This window comes from Microbispora sp. CA-135349 (genome assembly GCF_050947365.1).
GTDB lineage: Bacteria > Actinomycetota > Actinomycetes > Streptosporangiales > Streptosporangiaceae > Microbispora.
Genome location: NZ_CP192001.1, coordinates 2,444,810 through 2,457,267, shown reverse-complemented (window position 1 = coordinate 2,457,267; position 12,458 = coordinate 2,444,810). Strand labels below are relative to the sequence as shown.

The following is a 12,458-nucleotide window of genomic DNA, read 5'->3' as shown; positions in this document are numbered from 1 at the left end:
TCCCCCCTCCGGAGGTGCCGATGCGCGTCAAGGACATGCCCCTGGCCGACCAGCCGCGTGAGCGGCTGCTGGCGTCGGGAGCCACGGCGCTCGCCGACAGGGAGTTGCTCGCCCTGCTGCTCGGCTCGGGCAGCAGGGGCGTGAGCGCCGTCGAACTCGCCTCCCAGCTCATCGCCCACTGCGGCGACCTCGGAGAGCTGGCCCGCTCCGAGGCCCATCGGCTGCTCGCCGTCCCCGGCGTGGGCCCCGCCAAGGCCGCCCGCGTGGCGGCCGCGTTCCACCTCGTACGGCGCGCCCAGGCGGAGCCGGAGCGAAGCCGGATCACCTGCTCGGCCGACATCGCTTCGGCCGCCGCTCCCCTGCTGCACGGACAGCCGCGCGAGCGGCTCGTCGTGGTCGTATGCGACGGACGCGGTGCCGTGCTGCGCCGGACCGTGGTCACCGAGGGCGGCAGCGACCACACTCCCGCGCCCGTCCGCGACATCGTCACGACCGTCCTCCTCTCCGGCGGGGCCGCCTTCGGCCTCGCCCACAACCATCCGAGCGGATCGCTCGACCCCAGCCCCGCCGACGTCGAGGTCACGGCCCGCCTCCACGAGGCCGCCGACACCGTCGGCCTCCGCTTCCTCGACCACGTGATCGTCACCGACACCGCCTGGCGCCGGATCGCGATCGACGGTCAGCTTGACGACCTGTAGGCCATATTAGCTATAGCGGTCTACTGCTCCTATACATCTCTCCGCTAGTTGTCTGCTTTGTAGGTAGACGTCCGGTTTCGTCTATCATTCCCTCATGATTGATCGCGACGGTCCGGTGCCGATCTACAAGCAGATCGCCGAGATCATCCGTGAGCAGATCGATCACGGCGACCTGGAGCCGGGTGACGCCGTTCCGAGCGAGACGGAACTCGAAGCCGAATACGGCATCGCTCGCCTCACGGCACGGCGCGTCACCCGAGAGCTTCGCGAGCAGGGGCTCGTCTACACCGTTCAAGGCGAAGGAACGTTCGTCGGACAGCCGGGCACTCCACGATCAGCCGAACGGACACCGGTCTACCAGCGCATAGCGGCCGAGATCCTGGAACAGATCCGCGGCGGTGACCTCGTGCCCAATCGGCGCATCCCACCGGAGAAGGCACTGATGAAGCAGTACGGCGTCGCCAAGGCCACCGCCCGCAACGCCGTGGATTTCCTTCGCAAGCAGGGATGGGTGTTCACCGTCCCGCATCGCGGAACCTATGTGTCCCCGCCAGAGGACTGGCCTAGAAGCTGACTTATCCACAGCTTCTCGCCGAGGCGATCACGGAACCGCCGTGGCGTCTACCGTGAGCTCGTGCTGGACCACGACGGCGACACCCTCCTCTACCTGCAAATTGCCGCGATTCTGCGGAAGCGAATCCAACAGCTACGGCCGGGAGCGTCCGTGCCCAGCGAGACCGCCATACAGCGCGAGTTCGGTGTGGCCCGCACCACCGCTCGGCGGGCGGTCAAAGCGCTGCGCAGGGAAGGTCTCGTCTACACGGTGCAGGGCCAGGGCACCTTCGTCGGGCGGCCAGGTGAGGCCTCCAGGGAAGCGCGGAGAACGCCGTTGTATCGGGAGATCGCCGACGACGTCATCAGCCGCATCCGACGCGGCGAGATCTCACCACGCAGGCCGGTCCCCAGCGAGACCATGATGACGCAGTCATACGGAGTGGCCAGGATGACCGTGCGTCAGGCCATGGCCACCTTGCGGGCCGAAGGCTGGGTCTACACCGTCCCCCATCGCGGCACCTATGTGACCTCACCCGACACTGGCCACAGGACTGAAGATCCGCAAGCGACGCCGCCAGGGCTTGAGCCCGTCCCGCCTCAGCCGGCGACCCATCATGGAAGCTGGCGCTAAGGCCGCAGCGCTGAGCCCGTACGGATGGCGGTCAGGAAACCTCCGCTCGACGGTCCGGGGATGAGGCGGCCGTAGGAGGCGGCGAGTTCGGCGCGATCGTGGATCTGCGACTGCCAGCTGTGCCGGCTGAGCCAGCCGGGGGCGTCCTCGCCCGGTCCTCCCCTCCACAGGGAGGCGTACTCGGCCATCGTCGGCATGCCGGGAGCCTGGGCGAGGAGCGCGGGATCGGCGATGCCGCCGTGCTCGAAGGCGAGTCGGCTACCCGGCGTGGAGAGTTCGCCGACTTCGGTCAGCAGGCGCGTCACCTCGTCGGCCGTCAGGTAGAGCAGCAGTCCTTCGGCGAGCCATGCGGTCGGTGCGCCGCGATCGAACCCGGCGGCGACCAGCCGGCCCGCCCACTCGGCGCGCAGGTCCACCGGAACGGTTCTTCGCTCGCACGCGGGCATCGCGTCCAATCCGTCGAGCACCGCCTCTTTGAACGAGAACACTTCCGGAAGGTCGAGCTCGAAAACTCTCACTCCGTCCGGCCACATCAGCCGGAAGGCACGGGCGTCGAGCCCTGCGGCGAGCAGGACCACCTGCGGACAACCGGCGGCCGTCGCGGCGAGCAAATAGTCGTCGAAGAACCGCGTGCGCAGCACGCCATGGAAGGCGAACACCGCTCCCAGGAAGGCCGGCGGCCCCAGCGCGGTGAGGCCTCCGGCGGAGGCGGACTGCTCGGGGAACGCTCCCGGCGCGGCGTCCAGGAATCTCTGGGCGTACGGGTCGTCGAACAGGCGGTCACCCCTGAGGCTCTCGTGGACCCTCACCACGGCCATCCCCAGGGCCGTCTTCGCCACACCCTTCAGCACACCTTGCGGCTTCATAAGCCTCCCCCTTTCATCGCCAACGATACATCGTTAACGATATTTCGGTGGAGATGTAGTCTGCCAAGTTATGGACGGCGGACGACTGCATCGGCTGGGCAAACGCCTCATCGAACTGTCCTCGCAGGTCACCGGCGAGGCCGGCGACCTGTCGCTCACTCCCGGCGAGGCCGCCGTTCTGGAAGATGTGATCAAGCACCCCTCCAGCTCGATCAGCGAGATCCATCAGCGGACAGGATTCGTACAGAGTCACGTGTCCGCGTCGGTGTCGCGCCTCAAATCGCGTGGGCTGGTGAAAGCCACAACCGACCCGGACGACGGGCGACGCACCCGGGTCACCATCGCCGACGAAGCCCTGCAGGCGATCACCCGTCGCGCAGCTCGCAACGTCGATCAGGCGATCGGTCGCACCGTCACCGACCCCGCTCAGGCCCGCCGGGCGACCGAGTTACTGGAGGAGTTGGCCGACCTCCTGTTGTGACGCCCAGGACGAAGCTGGCAGAGCCGAGCGACAGGACCCGAACAGAAAGAGATCGCGATTTCACCGTGCGTGATCGCCTCGACATCCCTATCCTGTCGGGCATGCCGCAGACCGAGGAACGCATCGACGCCATTGAGCGCAACGTCGCCGACATCAGGAGTGCTGTCCGACTGCAGAACGCCATGCTGACCACGTGCGGTGAGCAGATCGGCGATCTGCGCACGGGTCAGCACGAGCTACGCAAGGGGCAGGACGAGCTACGCAAGGGGCAGGACGAGCTCCGCACCATAACAGCCGACCTGCGCAAGGGGCAGGACGAGCTGCGAGTCATCACTGACGACCTCCGCAAGGGGCAGGACGAGCTCCGCGCCACCACAGCCGACCTGCGCGCGGGACAGGACGAGCTCCGCAAGGGGCAGGAGGAGATCCGCGAGACGTTGGAGGGGTTCCGATCCGCGTTCGCCGTCGTGCTGGATGAGGTCCGGCAGCAGAAGGCGTGGCGGGAGGAGTTCTCCCACAAGGTCGCTCGTGTGATCGCCAAGAGCGAGGGCCTCGACTCGTAGCCGCGAACGTCGGGCGACTCCCCACTTCCCCTCCGCGCTTCCTCGGGCACGACGGGAGTCGCCCGGCGAGCACGCGCACCACCGGCCGTACGGCCGGAACCACCCGGACGGCCCGCGCAGCGACCGGCGCACGACGTGACCTCACAATGTGAGCTGGTAATGCCGTTCGGTGCGCCACTCGACCAGCATCACCGTGGCATCGTCCTGCAGCTGGCCGCGCTGGTAGGAGAGGATCGAGTGGATCAGGCGGCGCAGGGTCTCCGGGGCGGAGACGTTGTCGATCTCCTTGCGGATGACGAAGTCGGCGAAACGGTCCAGCCCGAACCTCTCCCCGTCCGGTGTCCGCGCCTCGACGATGCCGTCGGTGTAGAACAGCAGCCGGTCGCCGGGCTCCAGCTGGCGCCGCGCGAGCACGGTGGCCGGGCCGAGGCGAAAACCCATCGGGGTGTCCGGTGGGCTGTCCAGCGCGGAGGCCACCCGCCCCTGCCGCAGGACCAGCGGCGGTGGATGGCCCCGGTTCACCCAGGTCAGCCATCCGGTCCGCAGGTCGAGGTCGGCGAGGACTCCGGTGGCGAACCGGGACGTGGCGAACTGCCCGGCGATCGCCTCGTCGATCGTGTCGCTGATCTCGAGCAGCCCGAAGCGGCGCCGGCGCCGGCTGTTGCGGTAGGCGCTCAGGGCGATGGCGGCGGTCAGACCGGCCGAGGTGTCGTGCCCCATGGCGTCGAAGATGCCGATGCGGAGAGTGGCGCCGTCGAGGGCGTAGTCGAAGGCGTCTCCTCCGACGTCATAGGCCGGCTCCAGCGCGGCGCTGACCGTCATCGTGTCGGTGGCGAAGTTCCTGATCGGCAGCAGGGTCCACAGCATCTCGGCCGACAGGTGCATCTCCTCGGTGCGCACCAGCCGCACGAAAGCGTCGCTGTAGGCCCGCTTGCTCACCACCAGGAGCGCGACCAGGCCGCCCAGCTCGGTCGCGATCTGCTCGGTGGCCTCGTCGACCACGGGCACGGTCACCCCGAGCACGCCCACGCGTTCCGTGCCGTTCAGCATCGGCACCCATAAACGCCGCGGCCCTTCACTGCCGAGCGGCTCCGAGGCTTCGGCGACGTACGGATCGGTGGCGGGACGCGCCTGGACGATCTCCAGGTTGCGGTAGGCGCGACCGGCCAGGGTCGTGTCGATGGCGACGCGGTTCAGCGGCTCCCCGTACGCGTCACGCTGTCCGGGCAGCGGCACGAGATACAGCGGCCGCAGGCTGGCCACGTAGATCATGATCTCGGTGAAGCCGATCGGCCTGACGTGCTCGATGACCGAGGACGCCAGGTCGTCCAGTGGCGTCAGATGATGGTCGCGCACCAGCCCGCCCCAGATGCGCCCGGTGGCATCACACCCGTTCACCCGCCGGCCTCACTGACTGCCTCTGGGGCGAGGCGGAACGATCTCCAGGAAGAGCCACGGGGGCGGCCGTGAGGCCCCTGCCGGTCGATGCGCTGACGGCACATTCCCGACGCTACCCGGCCCCGGTTCACGCACGGCTAACGCGTTGGGCATGCGTCGACCAGCGCCCGGCGGCGCCGACGCCTGCCCGAAGTCCGCCTGGCGGCCGGACGGTGACGCCGGGTCCGGTCAGCGCGTCGGCGAGCCAGTCGTACCGAACCTCTCCCGGTTCGGAATCCACACTACGAGGGGTACCTCACCGCTCATGGTGCGAAGGCGGCGGTGACGATCTGGTTGACCAGGGCCATGTCGTTGCCTCCGCCTGTGACGGGGTTGAAGCAGTACACCAGGCGGCGGCGCAGGTCGGGGGTGGTGAACATGCCGTCCGTGTAGCCGTAGGTGCTGCCGGTCTTGCCCCATACGGTCACACCTGGGCGGCCGTCGCGGCCGGGAGTCGTGACGCGCATCAAGCCCGCACTGTAGTAAGCCTTGCCATGACCCGGGTCCTGGTCGGATCCGCCCAGGTACGGTACGCCGGGGACGGCGAGCAGTTCCTTCATCTGGGCCGGCGCCAGGAGCCGCCCCCTGAACAAGGCGGTCAGGAAGCGGTCGAGGTCGGCAGTGGTCGAGATCATGCCGCCCGCGCCCGGGTTCTGCTCGGTCACGTCGACCAGCTTGCTCTTTCCGTCGGGTTGGGGGACGGCGAGGTAGCCATGAGCGTGGGGGCCGGGGATGGTGGGGTCGGTCTCGGGAGCGGTGGTGTGCCGCAGATGCAGCGGACGCAGGATGCGTCGGGTGATCTCCTGCTCGTAGCTGTGTCCGGTGAGCTTCTCGACGAGCATTCCTGCGACGTAGTAGCCGGTGGCTCCGTAGACCTGCATGCTGCCCGGCTCGGTGAAGGGCCGGTCATGACGGACCGCTTTGGCGACCAGCTCGGACAGCGGGTGGTCATCGAAGCGGTGCTGGACGATGGCGTCGGGCGTGGACGGCATGTCGTCGGCTGTCAGCTCGGGCAGGCTGCTGGTGAAGTTCAGCAAGGTGCGAACGGGGATCGGCGGATAGTTGGCGGGCATTACGCCCGGAAGGTAGTGCTGCACGGGCTTGTCGAGGTCGACGCGGTGTTCGGCGGCCAGTTGCAGCATCACGGTGGCGATGAAGATCTTGGTGACGCTGCCGAGACGGAAGCGACCATCGAGCGGAACCGGCTGCCGCGTGGTGATGTCGGCGACTCCGTAGGTCCCCGTCCACTTCCCGGCGGGCCCGCTGACCCGTGCGAGTACGCCCGTCACCCGGTCGGGTGCGCTGGAGATCGCCTGCTGAAGCGCCTGGGGGTTCAGCTTCGGCAATGAGGAGCCGGCACGCGCGATTGTCGCAGCCGGGTGCGCGGCAGGCGTGGCCGACGCGGGCGCGACCCCGCCGATGACCACGGCGGCAGCGGTCGCGAACGACAGCACCGCCCGCGTTCTCCTGCGTCGCCGCACCCCCGGGACAATCGGACGATAGGTGAAAGAAGGCTCAAATGTCATGCGGAACAAGATCGCAGTTCCCCGCCTTGCCCGCCCTCAGGGATCACCCGGGCTCAGCCCCGAGCTGCCCCTGACCCGACCTCATGGCTGGTCGCGTCGCCGCCGCCCGAAAGGTCGTCGCGCACAGGGATCCCCGGGCGCCCGCCACGATCTCCGGGTGCCTCCGGTCTCCGATCAGATAAGGGCCATCGCCTTGTCGCTCAGGCCCGCCGGGGCGGTCTTCGGGCTGCCGGCGTCGAAGGGCGGCCGCGGGTCGTACTCGATCGCGAGCTGCACCGCCCGCGCCGTCTCCTCGTCCCGCATCGCGGCCAGCAACGTCAAGGCCATGTCGATGCCCGACGAGACGCCCGCCGCCGTCACGATCTTGCCGTCGATCACCACGCGCTCGCTCACCGGCTCGGCGCCGAATCCGGCGAGCTGGTCCAGCCACCCCCAGTGCGTGGTCGCCTTCCGGCCCTTCAGCAGCCCCGCCGCGCCCAGCAGGAACGCGCCGCTACACACCGAGGTGGTCCACCGCGTCCGCTCGTGGGCCCGCGCGATCCAGCCCAGCAGCTCCGCGTCGGACAACGCCTCGATCGTCCCGGGACCTCCCGGCGCGACGATGACGTCCGGCGTGGGCAGGTCGCCGTACGACGCGGTGGCCGCGAGGCTCAGGCTTCCCCTGTCGTCGAGCACCGGCCCGGGCTCGGCCGCGACGAACGTGACCGTGCAGCCCGGGGCGAAGGCCAGCACCGTGTACGGCCCGACGGCGTCGAGCGCGGTGAACCGGGGATAGAGGGGGATGGCGATGTTCATGATCTGCTGCTTTCCTTCGATCGGAACCGGCGGCGGTAGTCGCCGGGTGAGACGCGCCAATGGCGGCGGAAGACGCGATAGAGGGTCTCGGGAGCACCGAGTCCGGCCTCCCTGGCCACCCTGTCCAGGGGGTGGGCGGTGGTCTCCAGCAGCCGCCGCGCGGCGTCGGCCCTGCTGCGTTCGACGTACCTGCCGGGTGAGACCCCGGTCTGCTCGGTGAAGACGCGGGAGAAGTGCCGCTCGCTCATCCCCGCCCGCCGGGCCAGCGCGGGCACGCTCAGGTCCTCGGCCGGGTTGGCGTCGATGAACGCCTGGATCTCGCGCAGCGGCTCGGCGCGTGGGACGGCGGCCCGCATGGGGGCGCTGAACTGGCTCTGCCCGCCCGGACGGTGCAGGTACACGACGAGGCCCCGCGCGACGTTCCTGGCGAGCGCGTGGCCGTGGTCGTCGGCCACGAGCGCCAGGGCGAGGTCCACTCCCGAGCTGACCCCTGCCGACGTCCAGACGTTCCCGTCGCGGACGTAGATGGGATCGGCGTCCACCTCGACGTCCGGATAGCGGTCGGCCATCTCCCGCGCGACCAGCCAGTGGGTGGTCGCACGCCTGCCGCCCAGCAGCCCGGCCTCCGCGAGGAGGAAGCTCCCGTTGCAGACGGAGGCGACGCGCCGGGCCCCGGCCGCCAGCCGGGTGACACCCGCGACCAGCTCTCGATCGCGCAGGTGCTCCGGCACCGACAGCCCGCCCACGAGCAGCAGCGTGTCGATCGGCCCCGCGACCTCGGCCAGCGGAGTCTCCGCGAGCGTCGCGATCCCGTTCTGCGCCCGTACGGCCCCGGCGCGCACGGCCGTCACCTCGACGCGGTAGCCGGGGTCGGGCGCGAGCAGGTTCGCCGTGGTGAACACGTCGGCCGGCCCGGCGAGATCGAACATCTGGAAGCCATCGAAGACCACGATGACCACGCGTCGCTGCATGGCCTCAATGCTTGCGACCAGGGCTTCATGGCGTCAACGACACAGATATTGCACATTACGCCATCGCGCCTGCTGAACAAAGATTCGCGCGCGCACCGATCCGTCACACGGCCACACCGAACAGCAGACGTAATGCTCGGTTGCGGTAATTGTCAGTCGCCGGACGAAGTCAAGTCGCATCGATTACCGGAAGTTGTCAAACTGTTCATTGACCCTGCAAATCAACCATGATCTACTCCTTTTCGGCACATAACTACAAGAAAAGGAGAGCGACTTGCGATTACGCGTGATATCGGTTTCCGTGCTGACGATCGCCCTGTCGGCGTCGATACTCACTCCATCCGTCCGGGCCGATGTGAGTGAACCTTCACCCACGAAACCGGGAACCCAGGTGGAGAAGGAGCCGTTCAGCTACCTGACGCCCGAGGCAAAACAACGCATCGCGGCCCAGGAGCCGCTGATAAAAGCCGCCGACCGCATTATGGACGCGGTCAGAAGCGACAAGAAGGATCTCGGGTTCGCGGGCCTGAAACTCGACGACGGCTTCGTGCAGGTCTGGTGGAAAGGCGAGCCCCCTGCGGCGATCCGTGGAGCGCTGAGCAGCGCGAAGGCCTATTCCCCGGTGCGTGTGTCGCCCGCGAAGCACTCCCTGGCCGAGCTCCAGGCCGCCGCGGCGCCCCTGCGGGAGGAGCTCTCCAAGAATCCGGGGGGGCCGATCCACGCGCTGGGCATCCAGCCCGACGGGAGCGGGCTGTATGCGCTGACCGATTCGGGGGAGAACAAGGCCGGCCTCACCTCCACCTATCCGAAACTCGACGCCCAGGTGCCGACGGTCGTGCAGCAGGCACCCCGCGGAGAGTTCGCCAGCCGCGCGATAGACAGCCCTCCGTGGTGGGGCGGCGCACAAATAGTGTCGGACGACACCGGAGCGAGATGCACGGCCGGCTGGCCCGTCCACTCGACGAGTAACTCCAATTATCACTACATCCTCACGGCGGGCCACTGCGGCCGCCCGTACGAGAACTGGCGCAACGGCAACAGGTCACGCTCGATCGGCCGGGTGGTCGGCGAGAACCAGGGCCACGACCTGCTGCTCATCGATGCCCCGGATCACGTCGGCAACCAGATTTACGACGGGGGTGTCCCCGGCGGCACCAACACCACCCCAGAGTTCAGCAAGCGCATCACCGGATACGGCAACGTGTATTACGGCCAGTGGCTGTGCCAGTCGGGAGCGGTCAGTGGCGCCGTATGCAACTATCAGGTCGCCACGAACGGTCAGGAAAGCTACTGTGGCTACGACGCCTTCGGCGCCTACGAATGTTACAACGACCTGTTCGTAGCTATTCAGTACAACGGGCTTCCGGGGTCCATCAAGGGTGACAGCGGAGGGCCTGTTTTCACTCCGTCCGGCAACACCGTCACCGCGAACGGAGTGATCTCGGGATATCGCGGCAGCGACGGCCTTATCTTCCAGGACGTCGTCACAGCCTTCCAGGACTTCTCGGTGACGATCCACACCGGATGATCGGCTGAGGGAGCGGCGGCCTCTCCCGTCAAGGCGGGCGCCGCCGCTCCTGTTTCTTCCTGCCGCACCCCATGGAGAAGACCGCTCACTGCCGTACTGGGACCGGGTCGCCATGAGGATCGATGATGACGCGTCCACCGAGCGGCTTGCCGAGCTGAATCACGCGCTCGCTCGTGCGGCCGAGGGCGTTCTGATCACAGTCGTTACGGATGGGGCCGGCCTCCCGCAGACCGATCAGCACCGCCGACTCGGACTCGTATCGCAGCAGGTCGATCTGGGGCTTGTCATCGCCGCAGTCGGACGCGGGCCCCAGCATGGTCGCGGACAGGCTGGTCTGCTCCGGACCGGCGGATGTCACCTGCACGGATACGGAGGAGCGCAGCTCGCCCAGCTTCCAGAACGCGCCGGGGGCGAGTGCCGGCCACTCGGCCGTTCCGCCGGAGTCGGTGAAGAACGTCCAGGTGGGAAGCCTCACCAAACCGCGATCCGTAGCCCATTCCCGCACACCGTATCGGCTGCCGACTATCCGGATCGGCTTCGGCTCCCCGGGAATTCTGGCGACATGTGCCGCCAATCCGCCGAACGCCTCGGCCGCGGAGATCTGCTCGAGAGGTGCGTCTCCGTCGCTGAGCGCGACAACGGTGGTCCCGGGGTTCTTAGTCGGAAGCGGAGTGGATGTTGCGGCGCGATTCACACCTTTGGCCGATCCGCTCGTCGCAGGAAGGTCGTCCAGGAGAACAATGGGACGAGGATGACGTTCAGCCGGGAATTCCCCCCACCCGGCGACGGCGCGTTTCACCGAGTCGCCCGACGCGCCGTTTCGTTCAGAGCCGCCCCCCGAGCAGGCGGAGACCGACAACAGAGCGGCCAGCGTCAAACACACCATCACGGGACGCATTCCGGCCTCGCCTTCAGATGTGCTGATCAGCCGTCAAATGGCACAGTATGTGCATCGCAACCGGGGGTCCAGCCTCACGCGCTCCCATTCACCCGATCCCCGTCGGGGCGGACTCCGTCGGTCGTTGCGGAAGAAGGCCACAGTCAGCTTCACGGTCGTAAACGACCGAGCTCGCAGCTCCTCGCCGTCAGAAACCACATGCCGTCCCGGCGCACCAGGTCCGATTCGCCTCCCTTCTTGATCACGCGCTGGGCGGCCCGCGCTCCCAGCCCGCGCGCCTTCAGCTCGCGGTAGGTGTGCCCGCGCACCGTGTACTCGCGCCGCATCCCGGTGGTGAAGGCCACCCGTGAGACGTGGCCGGCGGCCTTATTGACCGGGCGCAGGGTGGCTTCCAGCGCCGTCGACGTCCGCGAAAGGCTCCACGATGGGCCCCACGAGCATCGGGCGGGCGAGCATGTCCTCCGTGAACGGCACCCCGGTGATCTTCGCCGCCAGGGCGAAGCCCCTCGGCACCGCGGTGTTGTAATTGTCCGCCCAGGCGGCGTCCCACGCGTCGCCGTCCTCCGGCCTGTCCAGTCCCATGCCCAACTCGCGCATCAGGCCGTTGAGCCGGTCGGGATCGGAGCCGTACCGCTCGTACGGGTGCCTCAGCCTGTAGCCGGTGACGATCGTGCCGTCGATCGCGTACTCGAAGCTGTGCTCGGCGGCGTAGTCGTGCCGGGTGACCGCAACCACCTCGCAGCCCCGCGACAGCCTGGGCAGCACCTCATGGAGCGTGACCATCCAGCCGAAGGGCTCGATGGCCACACACCATTCGCCGGCCTGAAAAACGCCCACGTGACCGCCGCCGTCTCCGCCATCCGTCTCCTCGAGGAACTCGTACACCTTGTCGTCGAGTGCGTCGAAGTCCGATTCCTGGCCGGAGTCCGTGCCGCGGCTGAAGCGGCGCACCACCTCCGCCGGGTCGAGCCCGCGGAAGAAGGCCGCGCTGAAGATCACGCCCAGCCCGCGGACGCCCCCCTCAACCTCGGAAGCGTTCAGCCACTGGAACGGAATCAAGGGGTCGGTCGTCGTCATGCGGGCCATCGTGGCAGGCCGCACCGACAATCCCCCTGAGCGGGCGTCACTCCTCGCCGGAGAACCTCTCCCAGGCGGACTGGCGGGTCATGCCGAGGGCGGCGCCGATCCTGGCCCAGGTCGCGCCGCGGTCGCGCGCCCGATGCACCCAGACCCGCAGGCTGTCCTCGACCCGCGCGCCCACCTCGGCGACGCGCGGAAGGAGCTCCAGGATCTGCTCGACGGTCATGCTCTCGGTGTAGGAAATCTCCGGAGTCCCGACGGACTCCGCCGCCAGGATCTCGGCGCAGAGCCCGACGCACTCATTGCAGATGTAGACGCCGGCACCGGCGATCATCTTGGTCACGTCGTTCTTGGACTTCGAGCAGAACGAGCAGCGGATGTCCTGCTCCTGCAGAGAAGGAGCCGGCATGTCGCCCTCCGGGAGATGAC

15 protein-coding genes are annotated in these 12,458 nt (G+C 68.3%); 6 read left to right on the top strand and 9 right to left on the bottom strand.

Annotated features, from left to right (window positions below; genetic code table 11):
* Window positions 1–20: 20 nt before the first annotated feature.
* From ACQPZZ_RS11690 to ACQPZZ_RS11680, 3 genes are all read left to right on the top strand, one after another.
* Window positions 21–698 carry a JAB domain-containing protein gene (locus ACQPZZ_RS11690; protein WP_432931499.1) on the top strand — a complete coding sequence of 226 codons (678 nt, stop codon included), beginning with the start codon at window positions 21–23 and terminating at the stop codon, window positions 696–698.
* 94 nt (window positions 699–792) lie between these two features.
* Window positions 793–1,272, top strand: coding sequence for a GntR family transcriptional regulator (locus tag ACQPZZ_RS11685; RefSeq protein ID WP_432931497.1), 480 nt, complete (start codon window positions 793–795; stop codon window positions 1,270–1,272).
* Between the two features lie 60 nt (window positions 1,273–1,332).
* Entirely contained in the window at window positions 1,333–1,884 is a 552-nt protein-coding gene (locus ACQPZZ_RS11680) for a GntR family transcriptional regulator (protein WP_432931495.1), read from the top strand.
* Here ACQPZZ_RS11680 and ACQPZZ_RS11675 read toward each other — a convergent pair.
* Entirely contained in the window at window positions 1,881–2,750 is an 870-nt protein-coding gene (locus ACQPZZ_RS11675; protein ID WP_432931493.1) for a class I SAM-dependent methyltransferase, read from the bottom strand. The two genes, ACQPZZ_RS11680 and ACQPZZ_RS11675, sit on opposite strands and share 4 nt — an antisense overlap.
* A 70-nt stretch (window positions 2,751–2,820) precedes the next feature.
* Here ACQPZZ_RS11675 and ACQPZZ_RS11670 point away from each other — a divergent pair, with 70 nt between their 5' ends.
* Together ACQPZZ_RS11670 and ACQPZZ_RS11665 are read left to right on the top strand one after the other, a co-directional pair.
* Entirely contained in the window at window positions 2,821–3,231 is a 411-nt protein-coding gene (locus ACQPZZ_RS11670) for a MarR family winged helix-turn-helix transcriptional regulator (protein ID WP_432931491.1), read from the top strand.
* A gap of 101 nt (window positions 3,232–3,332) precedes the next feature.
* Complete coding sequence (locus ACQPZZ_RS11665; protein ID WP_432931489.1) at window positions 3,333–3,794, top strand: hypothetical protein; 462 nt, start codon at window positions 3,333–3,335, stop codon at window positions 3,792–3,794.
* A 141-nt stretch (window positions 3,795–3,935) separates the two neighbouring features.
* On the opposite strand, the gene ACQPZZ_RS11660 is transcribed toward ACQPZZ_RS11665, so the two are convergent.
* The 4 genes from ACQPZZ_RS11660 to ACQPZZ_RS11645 form a co-directional block, all read right to left on the bottom strand.
* A complete protein-coding gene (locus ACQPZZ_RS11660) occupies window positions 3,936–5,192 on the bottom strand; it encodes a PP2C family protein-serine/threonine phosphatase (protein WP_432931487.1) in 1,257 nt (418 codons plus the stop codon).
* A 302-nt stretch (window positions 5,193–5,494) separates the two neighbouring features.
* Window positions 5,495–6,685: a serine hydrolase domain-containing protein gene (locus ACQPZZ_RS11655; protein WP_432931485.1), complete on the bottom strand. Its 1,191-nt coding sequence runs from the start codon at window positions 6,683–6,685 to the stop codon at window positions 5,495–5,497.
* A gap of 246 nt (window positions 6,686–6,931) precedes the next feature.
* Complete coding sequence (locus ACQPZZ_RS11650) at window positions 6,932–7,552, bottom strand: DJ-1/PfpI family protein (protein WP_432931484.1); 621 nt, start codon at window positions 7,550–7,552, stop codon at window positions 6,932–6,934.
* Window positions 7,549–8,523 carry a GlxA family transcriptional regulator gene (locus tag ACQPZZ_RS11645; RefSeq protein WP_432931482.1) on the bottom strand — a complete coding sequence of 325 codons (975 nt, stop codon included), beginning with the start codon at window positions 8,521–8,523 and terminating at the stop codon, window positions 7,549–7,551. The genes ACQPZZ_RS11650 and ACQPZZ_RS11645 overlap by 4 nt, the downstream gene beginning before the upstream one ends.
* 274 nt (window positions 8,524–8,797) lie before the next feature.
* Between ACQPZZ_RS11645 and ACQPZZ_RS11640 the strand changes: the two genes are divergently transcribed.
* Window positions 8,798–10,051 carry a trypsin-like serine protease gene (locus ACQPZZ_RS11640; RefSeq protein WP_432931480.1) on the top strand — a complete coding sequence of 418 codons (1,254 nt, stop codon included), beginning with the start codon at window positions 8,798–8,800 and terminating at the stop codon, window positions 10,049–10,051.
* Between the two features lie 85 nt (window positions 10,052–10,136).
* On the opposite strand, the gene ACQPZZ_RS11635 is transcribed toward ACQPZZ_RS11640, so the two are convergent.
* The 4 genes from ACQPZZ_RS11635 to ACQPZZ_RS11620 form a co-directional block, all read right to left on the bottom strand.
* The gene (locus tag ACQPZZ_RS11635; protein WP_432931478.1) at window positions 10,137–10,526 is read right to left on the bottom strand and encodes a hypothetical protein; all 390 of its coding nucleotides are present in this window, start codon (window positions 10,524–10,526) and stop codon (window positions 10,137–10,139) included.
* Window positions 10,527–11,098: 572 nt separating this feature from the next.
* The gene (locus ACQPZZ_RS11630; protein WP_432931476.1) at window positions 11,099–11,293 is read right to left on the bottom strand and encodes a hypothetical protein; all 195 of its coding nucleotides are present in this window, start codon (window positions 11,291–11,293) and stop codon (window positions 11,099–11,101) included.
* A gap of 22 nt (window positions 11,294–11,315) precedes the next feature.
* Window positions 11,316–12,026, bottom strand: coding sequence for a DUF6461 domain-containing protein (locus ACQPZZ_RS11625; RefSeq protein WP_432931475.1), 711 nt, complete (start codon window positions 12,024–12,026; stop codon window positions 11,316–11,318).
* 46 nt (window positions 12,027–12,072) lie between these two features.
* Window positions 12,073–12,438: a ClpX C4-type zinc finger protein gene (locus tag ACQPZZ_RS11620; RefSeq protein ID WP_432931474.1), complete on the bottom strand. Its 366-nt coding sequence runs from the start codon at window positions 12,436–12,438 to the stop codon at window positions 12,073–12,075.
* Window positions 12,439–12,458: the final 20 nt, after the last annotated feature.

Coding starts and splice junctions, on each gene's coding strand:
- ACQPZZ_RS11665 (WP_432931489.1), top strand. CDS start 3,333: ATGCCGCAGACCGAGGAACGCATCGACGCCATTGAGCGCAACGTCGCC.
- ACQPZZ_RS11650 (WP_432931484.1), bottom strand. CDS start 7,552: ATGAACATCGCCATCCCCCTCTATCCCCGGTTCACCGCGCTCGACGCC.
- ACQPZZ_RS11620 (WP_432931474.1), bottom strand. CDS start 12,438: ATGCCGGCTCCTTCTCTGCAGGAGCAGGACATCCGCTGCTCGTTCTGC.
- ACQPZZ_RS11675 (WP_432931493.1), bottom strand. CDS start 2,750: ATGAAGCCGCAAGGTGTGCTGAAGGGTGTGGCGAAGACGGCCCTGGGG.
- ACQPZZ_RS11685 (WP_432931497.1), top strand. CDS start 793: ATGATTGATCGCGACGGTCCGGTGCCGATCTACAAGCAGATCGCCGAG.
- ACQPZZ_RS11625 (WP_432931475.1), bottom strand. CDS start 12,026: ATGACGACGACCGACCCCTTGATTCCGTTCCAGTGGCTGAACGCTTCC.
- ACQPZZ_RS11690 (WP_432931499.1), top strand. CDS start 21: ATGCGCGTCAAGGACATGCCCCTGGCCGACCAGCCGCGTGAGCGGCTG.
- ACQPZZ_RS11645 (WP_432931482.1), bottom strand. CDS start 8,523: ATGCAGCGACGCGTGGTCATCGTGGTCTTCGATGGCTTCCAGATGTTC.
- ACQPZZ_RS11670 (WP_432931491.1), top strand. CDS start 2,821: ATGGACGGCGGACGACTGCATCGGCTGGGCAAACGCCTCATCGAACTG.